The organism is Pseudomonas sp. LAIL14HWK12:I1 (assembly GCF_003202095.1).
Lineage (GTDB): Bacteria > Pseudomonadota > Gammaproteobacteria > Pseudomonadales > Pseudomonadaceae > Aquipseudomonas > Aquipseudomonas monteilii.
This window is the reverse complement of record NZ_QJKG01000007.1, coordinates 175,723-197,992: the sequence shown is the minus strand read 5'-3', so window position 1 is coordinate 197,992 and position 22,270 is coordinate 175,723. Positions and strand designations below refer to the sequence as shown.

General features: G+C 62.6%; 20 protein-coding genes. 6 read left to right on the top strand and 14 right to left on the bottom strand.

The genetic code is table 11. The annotated features are described in order from the left end of the window. Positions 1-9: 9 nt before the first annotated feature. The 6 genes from tadA to D906_RS18605 form a co-directional block, all read right to left on the bottom strand. The gene (gene tadA, locus D906_RS18630; protein WP_016713031.1) at positions 10-489 is read right to left on the bottom strand and encodes a tRNA adenosine(34) deaminase TadA; all 480 of its coding nucleotides are present in this window, start codon (positions 487-489) and stop codon (positions 10-12) included. Beyond that, on the bottom strand, positions 489-1,871 hold the full coding sequence (locus D906_RS18625) for a multicopper oxidase family protein (protein WP_027615492.1): 1,383 nt from the start codon (positions 1,869-1,871) through the stop codon (positions 489-491). The genes tadA and D906_RS18625 overlap by 1 nt, the downstream gene beginning before the upstream one ends. A gap of 203 nt (positions 1,872-2,074) precedes the next feature. Further along, the gene (guaA, locus tag D906_RS18620) at positions 2,075-3,652 is read right to left on the bottom strand and encodes a glutamine-hydrolyzing GMP synthase (RefSeq protein ID WP_016713073.1); all 1,578 of its coding nucleotides are present in this window, start codon (positions 3,650-3,652) and stop codon (positions 2,075-2,077) included. Positions 3,653-3,730: 78 nt separating this feature from the next. Then, the gene (gene guaB, locus D906_RS18615) at positions 3,731-5,200 is read right to left on the bottom strand and encodes an IMP dehydrogenase (RefSeq protein ID WP_016713074.1); all 1,470 of its coding nucleotides are present in this window, start codon (positions 5,198-5,200) and stop codon (positions 3,731-3,733) included. A gap of 86 nt (positions 5,201-5,286) precedes the next feature. After that, positions 5,287-5,844, bottom strand: a complete 558-nt coding sequence (locus D906_RS18610) for a hypothetical protein (RefSeq protein WP_019098221.1) — start codon at positions 5,842-5,844, stop codon at positions 5,287-5,289. 47 nt (positions 5,845-5,891) lie between these two features. Then, positions 5,892-6,647, bottom strand: a complete 756-nt coding sequence (locus tag D906_RS18605) for a sulfite exporter TauE/SafE family protein (protein ID WP_025753761.1) — start codon at positions 6,645-6,647, stop codon at positions 5,892-5,894. A 97-nt stretch (positions 6,648-6,744) separates the two neighbouring features. Between D906_RS18605 and D906_RS18600 the strand changes: the two genes are divergently transcribed. The 5 genes from D906_RS18600 (at position 6,745) to leuA (ending at position 12,834) form a co-directional block, all read left to right on the top strand. Then, positions 6,745-7,623 (top strand): LysR family transcriptional regulator, encoded by an 879-nt coding sequence (locus D906_RS18600; protein ID WP_027609555.1) that lies wholly within the window; start codon positions 6,745-6,747, stop codon positions 7,621-7,623. A 93-nt stretch (positions 7,624-7,716) separates the two neighbouring features. Beyond that, entirely contained in the window at positions 7,717-8,412 is a 696-nt protein-coding gene (locus tag D906_RS27070; protein WP_371058801.1) for an RHS repeat-associated core domain-containing protein, read from the top strand. A gap of 104 nt (positions 8,413-8,516) precedes the next feature. Next, positions 8,517-9,896, top strand: coding sequence for an exodeoxyribonuclease VII large subunit (xseA, locus tag D906_RS18590; protein ID WP_026020419.1), 1,380 nt, complete (start codon positions 8,517-8,519; stop codon positions 9,894-9,896). A gap of 3 nt (positions 9,897-9,899) precedes the next feature. Then, a complete protein-coding gene (locus tag D906_RS18585; protein ID WP_019098217.1) occupies positions 9,900-10,727 on the top strand; it encodes a M23 family metallopeptidase in 828 nt (275 codons plus the stop codon). Positions 10,728-11,160: 433 nt separating this feature from the next. Then, entirely contained in the window at positions 11,161-12,834 is a 1,674-nt protein-coding gene (leuA, locus tag D906_RS18580) for a 2-isopropylmalate synthase (RefSeq protein WP_016713080.1), read from the top strand. A gap of 137 nt (positions 12,835-12,971) precedes the next feature. On the opposite strand, the gene D906_RS18575 is transcribed toward leuA, so the two are convergent. From D906_RS18575 to zwf, 3 genes are read right to left on the bottom strand one after another with little or no spacing between them, the layout of a single operon-like run. Next, entirely contained in the window at positions 12,972-13,652 is a 681-nt protein-coding gene (locus D906_RS18575; protein ID WP_019098216.1) for a bifunctional 4-hydroxy-2-oxoglutarate aldolase/2-dehydro-3-deoxy-phosphogluconate aldolase, read from the bottom strand. A 17-nt stretch (positions 13,653-13,669) separates the two neighbouring features. Then, positions 13,670-14,383, bottom strand: coding sequence for a 6-phosphogluconolactonase (gene pgl / locus D906_RS18570; RefSeq protein WP_016713082.1), 714 nt, complete (start codon positions 14,381-14,383; stop codon positions 13,670-13,672). After that, positions 14,370-15,839: a glucose-6-phosphate dehydrogenase gene (gene zwf / locus D906_RS18565; protein ID WP_016713083.1), complete on the bottom strand. Its 1,470-nt coding sequence runs from the start codon at positions 15,837-15,839 to the stop codon at positions 14,370-14,372. The genes pgl and zwf overlap by 14 nt, the downstream gene beginning before the upstream one ends. A gap of 211 nt (positions 15,840-16,050) precedes the next feature. Here zwf and hexR point away from each other — a divergent pair, with 211 nt between their 5' ends. Beyond that, the gene (hexR, locus tag D906_RS18560) at positions 16,051-16,914 is read left to right on the top strand and encodes a DNA-binding transcriptional regulator HexR (protein WP_169774905.1); all 864 of its coding nucleotides are present in this window, start codon (positions 16,051-16,053) and stop codon (positions 16,912-16,914) included. Here the strand turns inward: hexR and D906_RS18555 are convergent. From D906_RS18555 to D906_RS18535, 5 genes are all read right to left on the bottom strand, one after another. Beyond that, a complete protein-coding gene (locus D906_RS18555; protein WP_016713084.1) occupies positions 16,907-17,761 on the bottom strand; it encodes a D-hexose-6-phosphate mutarotase in 855 nt (284 codons plus the stop codon). The two genes, hexR and D906_RS18555, sit on opposite strands and share 8 nt — an antisense overlap. A 117-nt stretch (positions 17,762-17,878) precedes the next feature. Further along, complete coding sequence (locus tag D906_RS18550) at positions 17,879-19,222, bottom strand: carbohydrate porin (protein WP_027615491.1); 1,344 nt, start codon at positions 19,220-19,222, stop codon at positions 17,879-17,881. Positions 19,223-19,263: 41 nt separating this feature from the next. Beyond that, on the bottom strand, positions 19,264-20,418 hold the full coding sequence (locus D906_RS18545; RefSeq protein WP_025753764.1) for an ABC transporter ATP-binding protein: 1,155 nt from the start codon (positions 20,416-20,418) through the stop codon (positions 19,264-19,266). A gap of 3 nt (positions 20,419-20,421) precedes the next feature. Beyond that, a complete protein-coding gene (locus tag D906_RS18540; protein WP_016713086.1) occupies positions 20,422-21,267 on the bottom strand; it encodes a carbohydrate ABC transporter permease in 846 nt (281 codons plus the stop codon). Beyond that, positions 21,260-22,168 (bottom strand): carbohydrate ABC transporter permease, encoded by a 909-nt coding sequence (locus D906_RS18535; RefSeq protein ID WP_019098213.1) that lies wholly within the window; start codon positions 22,166-22,168, stop codon positions 21,260-21,262. The genes D906_RS18540 and D906_RS18535 overlap by 8 nt, the downstream gene beginning before the upstream one ends. Positions 22,169-22,270: the final 102 nt, after the last annotated feature.

Sequence of the window (22,270 nt, the reverse complement as noted above, 5' to 3'; positions counted from 1 at the left end):
CTGTACAGGTTAAGCCTTGGCCCGGCGAGCCTTGAAGAAATCACTGAGGATCTGCCCGCACTCCTCCGCCAGCACCCCGCCTTCCACCATCACCCGATGGTTCAGGAACCCCTGCCCGAAAAACTGCCCTTGGCTCTGCACGATCCCCGCCTTGGGCTCCAGGGCGCCAAACACCACGCGCATCACCCGCGAATGCACGATCAGCCCCGCACACATGCTGCACGGTTCCAGGGTCACGTAAAGGGTGCTGCCGGGCAGCCGGTAATTACTGGCAGACTTCGCCGCTGCGCGGATGGCCACCATCTCGGCATGCGCACTGGGGTCGCTGTCGATGATCGGCCGGTTGAAGCCCTGGCCGATCACCTGGCCATGCTGCACCAGCACTGCCCCCACCGGCACTTCCCCCATGCTTGCGCCTTGCGCAGCCAGTGTCAGTGCCAGGCGCATGAATTCCTGATCGCGGCTGCGATCGATGATCTGAGGGCGCATCAGACCACCGCGATCGCGGCCATCAGGCCGGTTTCCATGTGGTCGATGACGTGGCAGTGGAACATCCAGGTGCCCGGATTATCCGCCACCAGCGCCACCTGGGCGCGTTCGTTCTTGCCCAGCAGGTAGGTGTCGGTGAACCACGGCTCCTTGATGTCGTGGCGATTGGAGCCGATCACCTTGAAGCTCATGCCGTGCAGGTGGATCGGGTGCTGGTACTGGGTCATGTTCTTCAGCTCGAAGATGTAGCTCTTGCCCTTCTGCAACGTGGCGATGGGGCGGTCCGCGCAGGTCTTGTCGGTGATGTCCCAGGCCTGGCCGTTGATCTGCCACATGCTCGACGGTTTGTCCGGGTCAGGGGTGACAGTGACGTTGGCCGCCCATTCGAAATTGAAGTTGAGCTTTTCGGCATTCTCCAGGTCCGGCTCGGCGATCGGGTTGGGCGGCAGCGCTGGCGGCCAGTCACTCGGCACGTCGTTGCTGGCCACCGAACGCAGGGTGCCCAGGCGCACGAAACCGTCTCGCAGGGAAATCTCCTCACCCGCCTCGGGAATACGGATGGCCAGGCAGATACGCATGCCGGGGCCGAGCCAGTACTCGTCTTCCAATGGGCGCGGGGTCACCGGGTTGCCGTCGAGGGCATAGATTTTTGCCTCGCAGTTGCCCTTGAGGTTGAGGCGGTAGGTCCAGGTGTTGTCCAGGTTCAGCAGGCGCACCCGCACCACGTGGCCGGCCGGCAGCTCGATCACCGAGTCGGGCTGACCATTGATGGTGATCAAGCGCCCGGCGGTGCCGTTGCGCGCGGCCTCGCGCGGGATGCTGAAAGGCAGCCAGGCGCCCTGCTCGTCCACGTGCCAGTTCTTCAGGCTAAGGGTGCGCTCATGCTGGAAACCGGTCGGCTCGCGCTCCTCGACGATTAGCGGGCCAACCAGACCGCGCCCCAGCTCTTCGGAGCTGCTGACATGCGGGTGATACCAGTAGCTGCCGGCATCCGGTACGCGGAACTTGTAGTCAAAATACTCGCCCGGCTTGACCGGCAGTTGCGAGACGTAGGGCACACCGTCCATTTCCAGCGGCAGGCGAATGCCGTGCCAGTGAATGGTGGTTTCCACCGGCAGGTGGTTGATGAAGCGTACCCGCAGCCAGGTACCCTGGCGCACGCGAAGCTCGGTACCCGGCGCCGACGGGCCGAACGCCCAGGCCTCGGTCTTGAAGCCCGGCACCAGCTCGACGTCCAGCGGCGCTGCAATCAACTCATAATCGTGGCCGGCGTTTTCGTCTTCGACCTTGCCCAGCCAGTAACGCGCCGCGCCACCGGCGCCCAGGCCAACCACAACCAGGCCAGTCAGGCCCTTGAGCATTTGTCGACGGGTGAAGGACATCGGTGCGGGTACCTCGTGTTTTGCGCAATCAAGCTGCCAGCATGGCTGACGGTGAAGGGCGAATACGATACACCTGCAAATGGGAAAGATTAAGTGAAGTCTCGTTTTTGCCTGTGCTGGCCTCTTCGCGGGCAAGCCCGCGAAGAGGCCGATACAGAGGGCAGATACAACAAGGGCGCCTCGCGGCGCCCTTGTGGCTCAACTTATTCCCACTCGATAGTGGCCGGCGGCTTGCTCGACACGTCGTAGGTCACGCGCGAGATACCGTCGATTTCGTTGATGATACGGCCGCTGACGGTTTCCAGCAGTTCGTACGGCAGGTGCGCCCAGCGCGCGGTCATGAAGTCCACGGTCTCGACGGCACGCAGGGCCACGACCCAGGCGTAGCGACGGCCGTCGCCAACGACGCCAACCGACTTGACCGGCTGGAACACCACGAACGCCTGGCTGGTCTTGTGGTACCAGTCGGCCTTGCGCAGTTCTTCGATGAAGATGTGGTCGGCGCGACGCAGGATGTCGGCGTATTCCTTCTTCACTTCACCCAGAATGCGCACGCCCAGGCCCGGGCCCGGGAACGGGTGGCGGTAGACCATGTCGTACGGCAGGCCCAGTTCCAGGCCGATCTTACGCACTTCGTCCTTGAACAGCTCACGCAGCGGCTCGACCAGCTTGAGGTTCATTTCCTCCGGCAGGCCGCCCACGTTGTGGTGCGACTTGATCACGTGGGCCTTGCCGCTCTTGGCGCCAGCCGACTCGATCACGTCCGGGTAGATGGTGCCCTGAGCGAGGAACTGGATGTTTTCCAGTTTGCTGGCTTCGGCATCGAAGATGTCGATGAAGGTACGGCCGATGATCTTGCGCTTCTTCTCCGGGTCGGCTTCGCCTTCCAGGTTATCGAGGAACTGCTTTTCAGCATCGGCGCGGATCACTTTGACGCCCATGTTCTCTTTGAACATGGCCATCACCTGGTCGCCTTCGTGCAGGCGCAGCAGGCCGTTGTCGACGAATACGCAGGTCAGCTGGTCGCCGATGGCCCGGTGCAGCAGCGCGGCAACCACCGAGCTGTCGACGCCGCCGGACAGGCCCAGCAGGACGTTGGCCGAACCGACTTGCTCACGCACCTGGGCGATGGCGTCTTCAACAATGTTGGAAGGCGTCCACAGGGCTTCACAGCCGCAGATGTCCTGCACGAAGCGGGACAGGATGCGACCGCCTTGCTTGGTGTGGGTCACTTCCGGGTGGAACTGCACGCCGTAATAGCCACGGGAATCGTCGAACATGCCGGCGATCGGGCAGCTTGGGGTGCTGGCCAGCACGTGGAAGTTGCCCGGCATCTGGGTAACCTTGTCGCCGTGGCTCATCCACACGTCCAGGCCCAGTACGCCGTCGCCGTCAACGTGGTCTTCGATGCCGTCGAGCAGGCGGCTCTTGCCGACCACGTCTACGCGGGCATAACCGAATTCACGCAGGTCAGAACCTTCTACCTTGCCGCCCATCTGCTCGGCCATGGTCTGCATGCCGTAGCAGATGCCCAGCACCGGTACGTTCAGGTCGAACACGGCCTGCGGAGCGCGTGGGCTGTTGGCTTCGTGGACCGACTCGGGGCCGCCGGCGAGGATGATGCCGCGCGGGTTGAATTCGCGGATCGCTTCATCGTCCATGTCGAACGGGTGCAGTTCGCAGTACACGCCGATTTCGCGCACGCGGCGGGCGATCAGCTGGGTGTACTGGGAACCGAAATCGAGGATCAGGATGCGGTGAGCGTGAATGTCGAGGGCCATGACTCAATCTCGTCAGTGGAAATCGGAAACGACGCGGGGCTGTCGTGACAGCCCCGCATGCTTATATTGCTGGAAGCCTTAGCCTACACGGTAGTTAGGGGCTTCTTTGGTGATCTGCACGTCATGCACGTGGGACTCGGCCATGCCGGCACCGGTGATACGCACGAATTCCGGCTTGGTGCGCATCTCTTCGATGGTTGCGCTGCCGGTGTAGCCCATGGACGAACGCAGGCCGCCCATCAGCTGGTGGATGATCGCGGCCAGGGCGCCTTTGTAAGGTACGCGGCCTTCGATGCCTTCCGGTACCAGCTTCTCGGCGCCGGCCGAGGAGTCCTGGAAGTAACGGTCGGACGAGCCTTGCGCCTGTGCCATGGCACCCAGCGAGCCCATGCCACGGTAGGCCTTGTAAGAACGGCCCTGGAACAGCTCGACTTCACCCGGAGCCTCTTCGGTACCGGCGAACATCGAACCCATCATCACGCAGGAAGCACCGGCAACGATGGCCTTGGACAGGTCACCGGAGAAGCGGATACCGCCGTCGGCGATCAGTGGCACGCCAGTGCCTTCCAGTGCGGCGGCAACGTTGGCGATGGCGCTGATTTGCGGCACGCCGACACCGGCAACGATACGGGTGGTGCAGATGGAGCCTGGGCCGATACCGACCTTGACGGCGTCAGCGCCCGCTTCGGCCAGGGCCTTGGCAGCGGCGCCGGTGGCGATGTTGCCGCCGATGACCTGCACTTGCGGGTAGGTTTCTTTTACCCAGCGAACGCGGTCGATCACGCCTTTGGAGTGACCGTGGGCGGTGTCGACAACCACCACGTCAACGCCAGCGGCAACCAGGGCGGCAACGCGCTCGCCGGTGTCCTTGCCGGTGCCGACCGCAGCGCCAACGCGCAGACGACCTTGGTCGTCCTTGCTGGCCAGCGGGTAGGCCTTGGCTTTTTCGATGTCCTTGACGGTCATCATGCCCTTGAGGTTGAACTTGTCGTCAACGATCAGGACCTTTTCCAGGCGGTGCTTGTGCAGCAGCTCGCGCACTTCGTTCTTGTCGGCGCCTTCGCGGACGGTGACCAGACGCTCTTTTGGCGTCATCACGTCGCGGACCTTGGCGTCCAGGCGGGTTTCGAAGCGCACGTCACGGGAAGTGACGATGCCGACCAGGTCACCGTTCGCCAGCACCGGTACGCCGGAGATGTTGTTCAGGCGGGTCAGGTCGAACAAGTCGCGCACGGTGGCGTCGGCGTCGATGGTGATCGGGTCCTTGACCACGCCAGCCTCGAACTTCTTGACCTTGCGCACTTCGCCGGCCTGCTGTTCGATGGTCATGTTCTTGTGGATGATGCCGATACCGCCTTCCTGGGCCATGGCAATGGCCAGGCGCGCTTCGGTCACGGTATCCATGGCGGCGGAAACCAGCGGAATGTTCAGCTCGATGCCACGGGTCAAACGGGTCTTGAGACTGACTTCATTGGGCAGTACCTCGGAATAACCAGGTACAAGGAGGATATCGTCGAAGGTCAGGGCTTCTTGGCTGATACGCAGCATCGCGGGGGCTCCCGGGCGGGAAAAATGGAAGCGCGCCATTATACTCATGCACGGCGCGCCGCTCAATGCAAAATAAGGGCCTTCGGTCAGCCTTGTGGCAGTTTTACCTGCACCACGGCCACCGGCTGGTCGAGCCAGTCGGCGAAGCTGTCGAGAAAGGCCTGGGTGAAGCCGGCCTCGCCCCAGTTGTTGAAGATGAACCCCAGGTTGGAAAAGGCACATGGCTGCAGGTAAATGAAGCCATTGATGTCATCTTCGAAGCCGCACAGCGGGCAGGTGAAGTTGTCACTTACCCCCGGCATCCACTCTTCCAGGCTTTCGAACAGCGGCTCGCCCACCTCGCGCCGGCACTCCGGGCAACCGGCTTCTTCAAGAAAGCCTTCGGTAGGGGTATAGATGCATCGCTTGAGCATCACCTCCAACCCGTTGACCTGCTCGCCGAAAGGCAGTTTTTCGGGGTGCAGGGCCACTTTGCGTGCCCCGGCGGCCAGGGCATGCCCCATGCGGTTACCAGTGCGACCACAGGTAGTGAGTTGCTCCTCGACGACCTTCTCGCGCACCAGCCAACGCAGGATGGCGCGGGCGCGGGCTTCATGCACCGGGACGGTGGACAGTTTGGGGACGATGATGCTCTGGGTGTTCATGAACAGGAAAAACCTGAAAAACTGCGGTAATGACGCAATTCTACCGCTCAGGCGCTCAGGTAGCGACCAATCAACGCCAGGCCGCTGGCCAGCACCAGCCAGGTGACCAAGCGTACAAAGGCTTCACGTGACAGTCGATTGGTCAGTCTGCGCCCCACCCAGAGGCCCACGAACATGACGGGTAGCAAACAGACGGCGAGCAGCAACAGGCTTTGGTCGGCATAGACACCGGCAATAAGGAACAGGGACAACCGGACGATGGTACTGCAACTGATCAGTGCACTCTGCGTCGCGCGCACCTGCTCTTTTACTTCAAGACGTGCACTCAGGTAGATCGCATAAAGGAAGCCACCACTGCCGAACAGCGCGCCGAACAACCCGCCTACCGTGCCCATCGGCACTGCCCAGATGCCCGATAGTTTCGCTGGCCGTACCTTCACCGCCAGGCCATAAACGGCGTAGGCAGTCACGAACAGCCCCATCAGTAGCAACAGCAGATCGGACTTCAGTTGCAGCAGGAATACCACGCCCAGCGTGCAGCCCACAGCCATGAACGGTAGCAGCCGCAACAACTCGCTGCGCACCACGTCCCGGCGCGATGGCAGCAGGTTGCCGAACGCGGCAACGAAGTCTAGCAACACCAACAACGGGATGATGCGTGACAACGGCATGAAGTGGATCAACACAGGGCCGGCCACCAGCGCCGTGCCGAAACCGGCGATGCCAAAAACGATATAGGCGGCACCGACACCGAACAGGATGGGCAGCCAGTCAAGGCCGGAAAACGACAGTTGGGCAAGCATGGCAGCAGTTCCTGAAAAGTCAGGCCAAGGTTAGCCAGCCATGAGCCATGCCGACTAATATGACTTTATCGCCATAGCTATCTTGAAAAGGCATGACATGACGTCGATCCGCCAGTTGCGTTACTTCGTGGAAATTGCCGATTGTGGCAGCTTCAGCGGTGCCGCCGAACGGCTATACATCGCCCAGTCGGCGCTGAGCCGGCAGATCAAGGAGCTGGAGCAGCAACTGGGCACGCCACTGTTCGAACGCACGGCACGCCTGCCACGCCTGACGCTGGCCGGGCAGGCCTTTCTCGAACGGGCACGCCGCTTGCTGGCCGACCTGGCGCAAGCAGAGCGCGTAACGCGCGACATTGGCGAGGGGTTGCAGGGCAGCCTGCGCCTGAACCATTCCAGTACCGTGCCGCTGATCGGCCCGTTGCTGACTCGCCTGGGGGACTATCTGCGGGAAAACCCGGGGGTTTCGCTGGAGATCGCGCAGCAGTCGTCGGAGGCCCAGCTGGAAGATATTGCGGCCGGGCGGCTGGATATTGGCCTGCTGCGCTTGCCAGTGCTGCGCCAGCATGAAGGCGTGGTGCTGCATGAACTGTTCAGCGAACCGCTGTTACTGGCGGTCGCCGCTGGGCACCCGTTGGCCAATGCGCAGTACGTTCAACTGGAGCAATTGAGGGAAGAACGTTTTATTTCCATCCCGCACCGGGACCGTGGCGGGCTGAGTTACCTGTCGGCTTCGTTGTGCATGGGGGCCGGCTTCTTTCCGCGCGCGGCGCAGGTGCTGTCGCGCAAAACTACGCAATTGCAGCTGATTCAGGCGGGCTTCGGGGTGGCGTTACTGCCAGCGTGCATGCGTGAAATTGCGCCGGCTTCGGTCAGTTTCGTGGCGCTGGAGGGGGGCTGCGAGAGCACCGTAGCGCTGGCTTGCCGACGTGATGCAGGGCAGATGGTGCGCCAGTTCGTGGCAGCAATGCAGCGTTGAACCAAGCCACCACCATACCTGTCAAAACTGCCAGTTGAGTTTGCCCCGCTAGATGGTTTGAATAACATCTGGAAGCGAAGAAGGGCGTTCACCGTGGAAGGGTTCAAACCACACCAAAGCATCAAGTGCTGCGCACTTCAACGCGCAAAGCCGTACTGCCCTTACGGGCACCGCAAATCGGAAGGCCACCTCACAAGCTCGCTGGGATTCAACGGAGAACCCCAAGACCAACAATCTGGGTGCTACATACTGGGCAGTGGATATCGCACCTACAACCCACGCCTGTTGCGTTTCCATTCGGCTGATAGCTTGAGCCCCTTCGGCAAAGGTGGAATCAATAGCTATGCCTACTGTGCGGGTGACCCGGTGAACTTTACCGACCCTTCTGGACATTTAGCGCCTTTGAAACGTATTACCCAAACACGCCGAGCAACCCCTTCCAGGCGACCCAGCCTGACTTCAGTATTCGAGAGCCTTGCGCAGCAGCAAGAAACGACTGGAGCCGCACTTCAAATTGCACAAGCTGAGCGAGCTAACACCCTGCAACGGGAACTGACCCAGCGTATACAACCCCGCCCGCAGGAGCCTATCAATAGCGCTGAAGCGACCCCTTACGCGTCAATGGAGAGCCTGCAAAGCAGTGGAAACAACTCGCTCACCGATATCCCGTCTGCGACGCAACAATCGGTGCAAACTACAACTCCGAACTCGACGGATGTAACAGATATCGGAATGCAGGCACATGAGTTGCGAACCAGTTCACTCAGTCGTCGCCGAGCCTCAATTTGAGCCAATTTACAATATGTCAGGTCTGAGCTGAGGTGGCGCCAATCTGGCAAATGGAGGCTCATATTGCTTGAAGCTCTCTGCTTTCAACTGCGATGATGCCCGCCATGATCAAAGACCCCTTCGAACGACTCGGCCTGGACCGTGAGGTCCTTACCGTCAGCCAACTCAACGGCCGCGCCCGCGTGCTGCTGGAAGACGTGTTCCGCAGCGTGTGGGTGGAAGGCGAGATTTCCAACCTCGCCCGCCCGGCGTCCGGCCACATGTACTTCACCCTCAAGGACAGCGGCGCCCAGGTGCGCTGTGCGTTGTTCCGGCAGAATGCCACCCGCGTACGCCAGGCACTGCGAGACGGCCTTGCCGTTCGTGTGCGCGGCAAGGTTTCGCTGTTCGAGGGGCGTGGCGACTACCAGCTGATTCTCGACACCGTCGAGCCGGCCGGCGATGGCGCACTGCGCCTGGCGTTCGAAGCCCTGAAGGAGAAGCTCGGTGCCGAGGGGCTGTTCAGCGCCGAACGCAAGAAGCCGCTACCGGCCCACCCCCAACGCATCGGCATCATCACATCACCCACCGGTGCAGTGATCCGCGACATCATCAGCGTGTTCGGCCGCCGAGCTCCACAGGTAGAGCTGAACCTGATCCCGACAGCGGTACAGGGCCGCGAAGCCATCGCGCAGATCGTGCGTGCCATCCGTCTCGCCGACAGCCTCGGTTTCGATGCGCTGATCCTGGCCCGTGGGGGCGGCTCGCTGGAAGACTTGTGGTGCTTCAACGAAGAAGCCGTGGCGCGTGCGGTCGCCGCCTGCGTAACGCCGATTGTCAGCGCCGTGGGCCATGAAACCGATGTGTCGATCAGCGACTTCGTCGCTGACGTGCGCGCCCCCACACCGTCTGCTGCCGCGGAACTGCTGGCCCCCGACAACAGTGGCCTGCAGCAACGCCTGGATGGCCTGCAACGGCGCCTGCTGCTGCGCATGCAGAACCGCCTGACCCACGACCGCCTGCGCCTGGAATCCCTGGCCCGGCGCCTGCGCCACCCGGGCGAGCGTTTGCGCCAGCAAGCCCAGCGCCTGGACGACCTGGACATGCGCTTGCGCCGCGCCTTCATGCTCAGCCTCAACCAGCGCCGCGAGCGCCTGGCACGCCTGGATACGCGCTTGGCCGCACAGCATCCGGGGCGTAACCTGAAACTGCTGAGCCAGCGCCTGGACAGCCTGGCCGAGCGCCTGCCGCGGGCCATGCGCGACGTGCTCAAAGATCGCCGCCAACGCTTCCAGGCTCAGTTGCAAACCCTGCAGGTGGTCAGCCCGCTGGCCACCCTTGCCCGCGGCTACAGCATTTTGCTGGATGAACAAGGCCAGGCCATCCGCAGCGCCGAACAGACCCGCAACGGCCAGCGCCTGACCGCTCGCCTGAACGAAGGCGAGCTGCTGGTGCGGGTCGAAGACAACCACCTGACCCCGGTCACCCTCTCACTACTGGACTGACACATGCCCCGCCTGCTTGCGCCTTTGCTTGCCCTTTCCCTGTTGCTGCTGGCCGGCGGCGCTCAGGCCAGCTACATCACCCGCACGCTGAACAAGCCGGTGCCCGGCGGCGTTGCAGTGGTCGACCTGGGCCCCGCCGCCAGCGCGCCCAGTGCCCGCTTCGACGGCAAGCCGGTGCTGGTGGTGAAAGAGCAGGATACCTGGCTTGCCATCGTCGGCATCCCGCTGACCCAGAAGCCCGGCACCGCCACGCTGAACCAGGGCGGTCGCACGCTGCCCTTCAGCGTGGGGAGCAAAAAATACCCCGAGCAGCGCATCACCCTGAAGAACACCCGCCAGGTCAACCCGAACCCCGCCGACCTCAAGCGCATCGACCGCGAACTGGCCGAGCAGATCAAGGCCTACCGCAGCTTCAGCCCGAGCCTGCCGAGCAACCTGATCCTCGACAAGCCGGTCAACGGCCCGCTGTCGAGCAAGTTTGGCGTGCGCCGCTTCTTCAATGGCGAAGAACGCAACCCGCATGCAGGGCTGGACTTCGCGGTGCCGGCGGGGACGCCAATCAAGACCCCCGCCAATGGCAAGGTGATTCTGGTGGGGGACTACTTCTTCAATGGCCGCACAGTGTTCGTCGACCATGGGCAGGGCTTCATCAGCATGTTCTGCCACATGTCGAAGATCGATGTGCAGGTGGGGCAGCAACTGCGCCGTGGCGAGGTGGTCGGGCGGGTGGGCTCCACCGGGCGGGCGACCGGGCCGCATATGCACTGGAACGTCAGCCTGAATGATGCGCGGGTGGATCCGGCGATTTTCATTGGGGCGTTCCAGCCCTGAAACCGCAGCGCCTGCTTCGCGGGTAAACCCGCTCCTACAGGGGGCGCGCCGCATCCGAAGGCTGCGCTGCAGCTGGTAGGGGCGGGTTTACCCGCGAAGAGACCAGCACTGCCGACATCAATTCCACTGTGTTGCGCCATCGAAAAATACCGCGCAACATTCAATAATCACCCAGCAAATTCCAGCTATAAAATCTCGCACAAGATCTTTTTTTAAGCATTCCTCTCAATTTTCCTCGAACGCTTGCCATCCCCCACCCCACTGGTTAAGTTTGAAGGCATGAAAACCTTCAGCACCCTCATCCTGCTCCGACAACATCGCAGCCTCTGCCTGGTCAGCGCCCGACTACCAGGTTGAATCGCGTCGCCTCGCCTCTTCATCTCGTTATCGCTCGGCAGGCCCGATCTCGGCCGCACACAAAAGGATTGCTTCCATGACCATGCTCAAAGACCCTTCGAAGAAGTACCGCGCTTTCCCGACCATCGACCTGCCTGACCGCACCTGGCCGTCGAAGACCATCACTGCCGCGCCGATCTGGTGCAGCTCTGACCTGCGTGATGGCAACCAGTCGCTGATCGAGCCGATGGATTCGGAGAAGAAACTGCGCTTCTGGAAGACCCTGGTGCAGGTGGGTGTGAAGGAAATCGAAGCCTCGTTCCCGTCCGCTTCGCAGACCGACTTCGACTTCGTGCGCATGCTGATCGAAGAAGGCCACATCCCCGACGACACCACCATTCAGGTGCTCACCCAGGCCCGTGAAGACCTGATCGCCCGTACCTTCGAGTCGCTGCGCGGTGCCAAGAAAGCCATCGTCCACCTGTACAACGCCACCAGCCCGTCGTTCCGCCGCATCGTCTTCAACCAGGACAAGCAAGGCGTGAAGGACATCGCGGTGAACGCGGCCAAGCTGTTCGTCAAGTACGCTGCCCAGCAGCCGGAAACCCAGTGGACCTTCCAGTACTCGCCAGAAACCTTCAGCGCCACCGAAATGGAGTTCGCCAAGGAAGTCTGTGACGCAGTCATCGAAGTGTGGAACCCGACGCCTGAGCACAAGATCATCCTCAACCTGCCGGCCACCGTGGAAGTGTCCACCCCGAACATCTACGCCGACCAGATCGAGTGGTTCTGCCGCAACGTCAGCCGTCGCGACAGCGTGATCATCAGCCTGCACTGCCACAACGACCGCGGCACCGGCATTGCCGCCACCGAACTGGGCCTGATGGCGGGTGCCGACCGCGCCGAAGGCTGCCTGTTCGGCAACGGCGAGCGTACCGGTAACGTCGACCTGGTGACCTTGGCACTGAACCTCTACACCCAGGGCATCGACCCGTTGCTGGACTTCTCCGACATCGACGGCGTGCGCAAAGTGGTCGAAGAGTGCAACCAGTTGCCGGTGCACCCACGCCACCCGTATGTGGGCGATCTGGTCCACACCGCGTTCTCCGGCTCGCACCAGGACGCCATCCGCAAAGGTTTCGCCAAGCAGCAGGAAGGCGAGCTGTGGGAAGTGCCTTACTTGCCGATCGACCCGGCCGACATCGGCCGCAGCTACGAGGCGGTCATCCGCGTCAACAGCCAGTCGGGCAAAGGCGGCATCACCTACCTGCTCGAGCAGGAATACGGCATCAGCCTGCCACGCCGCATGCAGATCGAATTCAGCCAGGTCGTCCAGGGTGAAACCGACCGCCTGGGCCTGGAAATGACCGCCCAGCAGATCTACAGCCTGCTGCACAAGGAATACCTCCAGGCCAACGCGCCGTACGCGCTGGTCAGCCACCGCCTGCAGGAAGAAAACGGCCACAGCGCCGTGGAAGTGGAAGTCGCCGGCGAAGGCGAAACCACCCTGCACTGGCGCGGCAAGGGCAACGGCGCCCTGGAAGCCCTGGTAGCCGGCCTGCCGATCTCGGTGGAGATCATGGACTACAACGAGCATGCCATTGGCGCAGGCACCAATGCCAAGGCTGCTGCCTACATTGAATTGCGCGTGGCCGGTGGCCGTCCGGTGCATGGTGTGGGTATCGATGAAAACATCACCACCGCCAGCTTCAAGGCGCTGTTCAGCGCGCTGAACCGCTCGCTGAGCCAGCAGGAAGCGAAGGCGGCCTGAGCCCTGGTGTGATGAATGAAAAAGCCCGCATCGTTTGATGCGGGCTTTTTTGTTGCCTGTTCTGGCCCTACAAGAATGACAGGCAAAAAAAGGGGCGCCGACCAAGCGCCCCATAAGCCGTAAAGCACACAACAAATTCAGTTGGCGTCCAGCAACGCCATCGCCTCGGCACTGCACGCCTCGATCCGCGCCCAGTCGCCGTTCTTGATCCAGCCGCTGTCGAGCATCCAGGTCCCGCCCACGCACATCACATTGGGCAAGGCCATGTAGTTGCGCACGTTGGCCGGGTTCACGCCGCCCGTAGGGCAGAAGCGGATATCACCGAACGGCCCGCCAAAGGCCTTGATCGCTGCAACACCGCCGCTGATTTCCGCCGGGAACAGCTTGAAGCGGCGGTAGCCCAGGGCGTAGCCCATCATGATTTCGGACGGGGTGCTGATGCCCGGCAGCAGCGGGATTTCACTGTCCACGCCAGCTTCGAGAATGTCCTGGGTAATGCCCGGGGTAACGACGAATTGCGCGCCCGCCGCTTCAACGGCGGCAAACATGCTGCGATCAAGCACGGTACCGGCACCAACGCACAGCTCCGGGCGCTGTTCACGCAGCACCTGGATGGCCTTCAGGCCATGCTGCGAGCGCAGGGTCACTTCCAGGGTACGGATGCCGCCAGCGGCCAGGGCATCAGCCAGTGGCAGGATGTCTTCCTCACGGGCGATGGTGATCACCGGCAGGATGCGCGCCTTTTCGCAGATGGCATCGATCCGCGCGGCTTTATCGGCCATCGAGAGCTTGGGCTGTGGGCGTTCAAGGGTGGTCATGACTGTGGATCCTTGGCTCATGGGCACCAGTAGATGTCCAGGGGGTCGTGAAGAAAAGCGCGAATCGGCATTTCAGTGAGGTCGTTGCCAGCCAGCGCGGCGCGCAGGGTAGCGAGTTTGCCCTGGCCTTGCACGGACAGCGCAGTAAAGGCAGCACTGGCCAGCAGCGAGCGGGTCATCGACAGGCGCTGGTGCGGCACGCTCGGTGCCAGCAACGGCAGGCAGCGGCGCGGGCTGGACAGGTCCAGGCCTGCTTCCAGGTTGGGGCTGGCCGGGAACAGCGAGGCGGTATGGCCATCGTCGCCCATGCCCAACACCAACACATCGATAAGTGGCAGCCCGGCCAAGGCCTGGTCGGCCTTGAGCGCGGCGGCTTCGAGGTTCTCCGCCTGCTGGTACAGGCCAACAAAGCGGGCCTTGGCCGCTGCACCCTTGAGCAGGTGGCGGGCCAGCAGGCCAGCATTGCTGTCGGCGTGCTCCACGGGCACCCAGCGCTCATCGGCCAGGCTGACGGTGACCTTGGACCAGTCCAGGTTTTCGCTGGCCAGCTTCTCCAGGAACGGCACCGGGCTGCGGCCGCCGGACAGCACCAGGCAGGCCTGGCCCTTGGCAGCAATCGCCGCACGCAGGCGCTCGGCCACGTCGTGGGCTTGAGTGGCGGCCAGCGCCTTGGCATCTGCCAGCGCGTGTACCTTCACAGCCGCTGGCAGTTTCAGTTCAGATATCCCCATACCACGCCCTCCCATCGCGTGTGATCAGTGCAATCGAGCTCATCGGCCCCCAGGAGCCCGCCGCGTAAGGCTTGGGCGCATCGCCTGCATTACGCCAGCCGGCGATCAACTGGTCGCACCATTTCCAGGCATATTCGATTTCGTCCTTGCGCACGAACAGGTTCTGGTTGCCACGCATCACTTCGAGCAGCAAGCGCTCGTAGGCATCCGGAATCCGCGTGCTGCGCCAGGTGTCGGAAAAATTCAGCTGCAACGGGCCGCTGCGCAGCTGCATGCCCTTGTCCAGGCCCTGCTCCTTGGTCATTACCCGTAAAGAAATGCCTTCGTCCGGTTGCAGGCGGATGATCAGCTTGTTACCGATCTGCAAACGCTGTTCCGGGGCGAAGATGTAGTGCGGCGTTTCCTTGAAGTGGATAACGATCTGCGACAGTTTCTGCGGCATGCGCTTGCCGGTACGCAGGTAGAACGGCACGCCCGACCAGCGCCAGTTGCGAATGTCGGCACGCAGTGCGACGAACGTTTCGGTGTCACTCTGGGCATTGGCGTTGTCTTCCTCCAGGTAGCCCGGCACCGGTTTGCCTTCGCTGTAGCCGGCAATGTACTGGCCACGCACCACACGGGTGCTTAGCCCGTCGCCGGTGATCGGTGCCAGGGCCTTGAGCACTTTTACCTTTTCGTCGCGAATGGCATCGGCCGACAGTTCGCTGGGCGGGTCCATGGCGATCAGGCACAGCAGCTGCAGCAGGTGGTTCTGGATCATGTCACGCAGTTGGCCAGCCTTGTCGAAATAGCCCCAGCGGCCTTCGATACCGACTTTTTCGGCAACGGTGATCTCCACATGGGAGATGGAATTCTGGTTCCACTGGGTTTCGAACAGGCTGTTGGCGAAGCGCAGGGCAATGAGGTTTTGCACCGTCTCTTTGCCCAGGTAGTGATCGATACGGTAAACCCGGCTTTCGGGGAAGAACCGTGCTACGGCATCGTTGACCCGGCGTGACGACTCCAGGTCGTGGCCGATAGGCTTTTCCAGCACCACACGGGTGCGCGGGGCCAGCCCGGCCTTGTCGAGGTTTTCACAGATTGCCCCATACACCGCTGCCGCCGTGGCGAAGTAGGCGATCAGCGGCAGCTCGCCTGGCAATTGCTCGGCCAGGGCCTGGTAGCCCTCGGGCTGAAGAAAATCCAGATGCTGGTAATTCAGCCTGGCGAGAAAGCGCCCCAGCGCTGCTGGCTCGATATCCGCCTCGGGCACATGCCGGCGCAGGTGCGCCTCGATGCTGTTCAGGTGCTCCTGCGCGCTGCCGGCTTCGCGGGCCAACGCCAACAAGCGGGTGTCCGGGTGCAACAGGTTGGCCCGGTCAAGCTGGTAAAGCGCAGGAAACAGCTTGCGCAATGCCAGGTCGCCGAGGGCGCCAAACAGGGCAAAGGTGCAAGGTTCGACACTGATCGCAGCCATGATGTTGGTTCTTTCCTAAAGTTGGTCTAGGAATACCGCTTTCACATGCGGTTTTCAAGGGATAATGTAGTAAAAACCACAACATTACACGCAAGTGTTACAGACAAGTGGTACGCCAACCGCGCCGACAGTACGATAGACGACCGTGCAAAAAGCCTGCTGCTTCCACAGCCGGCTGTCTTCCCGACCCAAGGACACACCCATGGACCGCGTGCGAAACCTCCTGGAGCAGATCCAGGGACGCCTCGACGAGCTGAACAAGGCCGAACGCAAAGTCGCCGAAGTCATCCTGCTCAACCCGCAACAAGCCACCCGTTTCAGCATTGCTGCGCTGGCCCAGGCAGCCAAGGTCAGCGAACCGACCGTCAACCGCTTTTGCCGCTCGTTCGGCGTCAGCGGCTACCCCGAACTGAAGCTGCAGCTGGCACAGAGCCTGGCCAGCGGCGCCGCCTACGTCAGCCGCGCAGTAGAGGCCGACGATGACCCGGCCGCCTATACCCAGAAGATCTTCGCCAGCGCCATCGCCTCGCTCGACAGCGCCTGCCAGCAACTGGACCCGCAACAGGTCAGCCGCGCCGTGGACATGATGATCCAGGCCCGGCAAATCCACTTCTTCGGCCTGGGCGCCTCGGCGCCGGTAGCCCTGGATGCGCAGCACAAGTTCTTCCGCTTCAACCTGGCCGTGTCGGCCCATGCTGACGTGCTGATGCAGCGCATGCTGGCCTCGGTGGCGCACACCGGCGACCTGTTCGTGATCATTTCCTACACCGGGCGCACCCGTGAACTGGTCGAAGTGGCCCGGCTGGCCCGTGAAAACGGCGCCTCGGTACTGGGCCTGACCGCTGCCGGCTCGCCCCTGGCCAACGCCTGCAGCCTGAGCCTGCACATTCCGCTGCCGGAAGACACCGACATCTACATGCCGATGACTTCGCGGATCATTCAGCTGACAGTGCTCGATGTGCTGGCCACCGGCATGACCCTGCGCCGCGGCGTGGACTTCCAGCCGCACCTGCGCAAGATCAAGGAAAGCCTCAACGCCAGCCGCTACCCGATCGAGGACGACGAGCTCAACTGAGCCGGTGCGCCTGCAGGCGCAGGTGGGCACGCTGCCCCGGCGCCAGGCTCAGGCCCTCGCCACTGCCGCTGGCGGCCTCGACACAGACGAAGCGTTGGCATTCACGCCCGGTCACGCCCATCAACGGGCGGTTGCCCGGGTGCCAGACCACGGTGTCGTCGCTGTCCCCCGTATCGATGCACAGCTCACGCTGCCAGGCCGGGTCCTGCAGTTGCACACGCGGTGTGCCGGGGTAGACCTTCTGGCAGCCCCCCTTGAGCTTCAGCGCGCCATCTTCTCGGCAGGCCTGGCGGTTCAAGCGGTCGTAACCTTCGATGTCCTCAAGCCCGGATAGCGCTATCTCGGACACGTCACTGATGCGCCAGTAAGCCAGCAGTGCATGGCTCAACTGGCAGGGTTCGCTGTCCTGATGCTCGGTGCTCAGGCTCAGTTCCATGCGGCTACCCAGCCGGGCATGCAGGTCTACCTGCCAGTCACACAGGTCCAGCCGCCACTTCAGGGTCACGCCCTCCTCGTCCTCACGGCTGTCCACCAGCTTCCAGTCCAGCAGCCGTGCCCAGCCATGGGCAGGCCACAAGTCTTCGCTGGGGTGGCGGCCATACCACGGCCAGCACACCGGCACGCCACCACGGATCGCCCCTACCTGCGGCCACTGCTCGGCGCACCACAGCCAAGGGCGTTCACCCGCTGGCTGAAAGTGCAGCAGTTGCGCGCCCTGGCGACTGAATACCGCCTGGCAACGGGGGTGATCGATGATCAGCACATCGCGCTGCTGGTAACGCTCCCACTCGAATGTCGGCCTGGGCCGCTGCGAGGAAAAGAAGCGATGGAGCGGATGTTCGGGCATGGTTCAGAGCTCTTGTTGTTTGAGATAGCGCTGTCTCGGCCTATCCCTGGCACCCACTGCAGGCCAGTGGGTGCCGGGAACCGAAAAGGGATTGGCGTAAATTTACAACAATTGCCCTCAGAATGACGACTGAATCTTCAAACCAGCGACCAGCGCATTGTCCACCTCGTCCACCCCGCCAGGGCTCTTGATGTACTGCAGGTTGGGCCGCACGGTCAGCCAGTTGGTGACGTGAAAGCCGTAATAGAGCTCGGCGTTGTACTCGGTGCGCTGCAGCGGCACGAAGCCTGGGTTGTCGTAATCGCTGATACCGCTCTGGGCATTGAGCAGTTCGGCACGCTTCTTCACGTCGTCATTCACATGAATACGCGCCACGCCGAAGCCGATGTCATCCTTGGGCCGGGCATCGAAGGCGCCCTTGTAGACCAGCCCCACCTGCTGGTAATTGTCGACCACGTTGGTGGCCTTGTCGTGCACGGTGAAGTTGGCGAACAGGCTAAGGCCACGGTTGACGTCACCCGCCTGTGCAGTGACCTGCTGCTGTGCCACCACCCACCAGCCATGCTTGCTGGAATGCGACTTGAAGGCCTCGCCGCTCAACGCCTGCGGGTTGCCGTTGACGTCGTCGAACACATCGTCGGCCTTGGCCGTGCTGTAGTAGTAGCCCAGGCGGTACTCGCCCGGCAGGCCGTTGACTTTGGGCGACCACACCGCCTCTACCGGGAGGATCGCGCCCTTGGTTCCGCTGCCGCTGAGCTTGAAGCCGTTGCCGGTTTCCAGGTTGGAGGGGTTCTGCTCGAAGGCGCCGACCTGCACGAAAAATTCCGGGGTGATGTTGTATTTCACCCGCAGCGCCCACTGGCTGACCGGCCAGTTGTACCAGATGCCGCCCACCCAGTTGCCCACCTGCGAGCCGCAGAACGCCAGGTTCTGGAAGTCGCAGGGGAAGCTGTTGAAGTCCTCGCCCTCGCCGAAGCGGCCGAATTTCACATCCAGCGCGCCATCGAAGTACTTCTGCTTGATCCACATCTGGGTCAGGCGCCAGGTCTGGCCACGGCCCCACACCTCTTGCACCGAACTGAACTGCCCGGCGCGCGGGTCGCTGATGCGGTCGTTGGACAGGTTACGACCACTGCGCTCGGTGATCGCCAACTTGAACTCGGCATCGTGCCAGCCAAGAATCTTTTGCAAGTCCAGGTGTGCGCCAAGGGCAAACTGGTCGCTGTAGCGGGCCGTCTTGTCGGCGTTGTAGCCGCCGTGCAGGTTGCCAGCCACCTCGCCGACGTAGTCGAGGGTGAAGTCGTAGCCCTTCTCCAGCAATTCGGTGCGGGTGCCGCCCCAGTCGCCGGTCATCCATCTCGATTCGCTGGAAAAGGCCTCGGCAGCCTGCGCGCCGCTGCTGCCGACAACGGCGAGCAAAGCCAGCGAGCCCAATGTCCTGATGCGTTTGCGCTGTTCCATCCCTTTGCGTCCTCTTTTTTCTTATTGATGGTGTAGACGAGTCAACGGCCTTTGAAGTGAGCCACGTTGTCCTTTACCGCTGCGCCTGGGCTGGCCGGGTGCAGGCGCGCGCCCGTGCCGGCATCGAACAGCAGCACCCGGGCCGGGTCGAATTGCAGGTTGAGGGTGTCCCCCACCCGGCACGCCACATCGGGCGCCAGGCGGCAGCACACCTTGGTCTGGTTGAGGGTGACGAACACGAGCAGGTCCGGCCCGGTGGGCTCGGTTACCTGCACCTCGGCACGAATGCCCGGCAGGCCGTTGCCCTCGACGGTGCCCAAGGCAATCTGCTCGGGGCGGATGCCGAGGATGATCTCGCGGCCGTCCAGTTCGTCACCGGCGACGCCCAAGGGCAGCTCGCAGCGTGCCTGGCCGCTGTCGAGCACGGCCAACAAGCGCCCCTCCTGCTGCGTGAGGCGCACCGGGATGAAGTTCATCGGCGGCGAACCGATGAAACTGGCGACAAACTGGTTGGCCGGGTCGTTGTAGATCTGCTGGGGGGTGCCGAACTGCTGGATGATGCCGTCCTTCATCACCGCCACCTTGTCGCCCAGGGTCATGGCCTCGATCTGGTCATGGGTGACGTACACGGTGGTGGTTTTCAAACGCTGGTGCATCAGCTTCATTTCGGTGCGCATCTCGACCCGCAGCTTGGCATCGAGGTTGGACAGCGGTTCGTCGAACAGGTAAATCTTCGGCCGCCGCGCCAGCGCCCGCCCCATGGCTACCCGTTGCTGCTGGCCCCCGGACAGCTGCGCCGGCTTGCGCGCCAGCAGGTGCTCGATCTGCAGCAGCTTGGCCACCCGCGCCACCTCTTCGTCGATGGCGGTCTGTGGCAGCTTGCGGATCTTCAGGCCAAACTCGATGTTCTCGCGCACACTCATGGTCGGGTACAACGCGTAGGACTGGAACACCATGGCGATGTCGCGGTCCTTAGGGCTCATGCCGCTGACGTCCTGCTCGTCGATGAGAATCGCACCGGCAGTGATCTGCTCCAGGCCGGCAATGCAGTTCATCAAGGTTGACTTGCCGCAGCCCGAGGGGCCGACCAGGATCAGGAACTCGCCATCCCTGATCGACAGCTGGATGTCCTTGAGGGTATCCGGCAGGCCACTGCCGTAGGTCTTGTTCACATTGCGAAGTTCGAGCGTTGCCATGGCTTACCCCTTGACCGCGCCGGCCGTCAGCCCGCGCACGAAATATTTGCCTGCCACCACATAGACCAGCAGGGTTGGCAGGCCGGCAATCATCGCCGCCGCCATGTCGACGTTGTATTCCTTGGCCCCGGTGCTGGTGTTGACCAGGTTGTTCAGGGCCACGGTGATCGGTTGCGAGTCGCCACTGGAGAACACCACACCGAACAGGAAGTCATTCCAGATCTGGGTGAACTGCCAGATCAGGCAGACCATGATGATGGGCGTCGACATCGGCAGGATGATGCGGCGGAAAATGGTGAAGAAGCCGGCACCGTCCAGGCGTGCTGCCTTGACCAGCGCATCGGGAATGCTTACGTAGAAGTTGCGGAAGAACAGCGTGGTGAAGGCCAGGCCATAGACCACATGCACCAGTACCAGGCCGCCGGTAGTGCTGGCCAGGCCGAGCTTGCCGAGGGTGAACGAAGCCGGCAGCAGCACGGTCTGGAACGGCAGGAAGCAGCCGAACAGCAGCAGGCCGAAGAACAGCTGCGAGCCGCGAAAGCGCCACATCGACAGCACATAGCCGTTCAGCGCGCCGATGGCCGTGGAAATCAGCACGGCGGGCACAGTGATCATGATCGAGTTCCAGAAGTAACCGCTGACCGTGCCCCAGGCCTTGACCCAGCCAATGCCGGTCATCACCTGCGGCCAACTCAGCAAGTTGCCGGTGCTGATGTCTTCCGGGGTCTTGAAGCTGGTCAGCAGCATCACCACCAGCGGCACCAGGTACAGCGCCACGGCCAACAGCAGCACCGCATGGATGGCGATACGGCTCATGCTGAGCACGGGCTTTTCGACAGGGCTATGCATGGCGTTTGCTCCGCAGCTCCGAGTACAGGTAAGGCACGAGGATCGCCAGGATCGCCCCGAGCATGAGAATGGCACTGGCCGAGCCCATGCCCATCTGACCACGGCTGAAGGTGAACGCGTACATGAACATCGCAGGCAGGTCGGATGAGTAACCCGGGCCGCCAGCGGTCATCGCCGCCACCAGGTCGAAGCTTTTGATGGCGATGTGCGAAAGGATCATCAGCGCACTGAAAAACACCGGGCGCAGGCTGGGCAGAACCACGGTCCAGTAGATGCGCGGCATGCTGGCGCCATCCATTTGCGCCGCGCGGATGATCGAAGGGTCGACACCGCGCAGGCCGGCCAGGAACATCGCCATGATGAAGCCCGAGGCCTGCCACACGGCCGCGATCACCAGGCAGTACACGACCCGGTCGGGGTCGATCAGCCAGTCCAGCCGAAAGCCCTCCCAGCCCCAGTCGCGCAGCAGCTTGTCCAGGCCCATGCCGGGGTTGAGCAGCCACTTCCAGGCGGTGCCGGTAACGATCATCGACAGCGCCATGGGGTAGAGGTAAATGGTGCGGATGAAGCCTTCGCGGCGGATGCGCTGGTCCAGCAGCACTGCCAGCAACACACCGATGGCCAGGCTGATGGCGATGAACAGGCCACCGAACAGCAGCAGGTTTTTGCTGGCTACCCACCAGCGGTCGTTGTCGAATAGCCGGGCGTATTGCGCCAGGCCGGCCCATTTGTAGGTGGGCAGGAAGGTCGAGGTGGTGAAGGACAGCACGAAGGTCCAGAGGATGTAGCCGTAGAAGCCCACCAGGACGATGAACATGCTCGGCGCCAGCACCAGTTTGGGCAGCCAGCGCTGAAGCGCGTCCAGGGGTGAGGCCCGCAGTTGGGCGGTCGTTGTGGTCATAGATCGGATCCCGAGGTAATGGCGATGCTCTGCATCGCTTCGCGGGCAAGCCCGCTCCGACATGGGCCCTGCTCGCCGCAAGTCTCAGGCAGAACGCCAGAC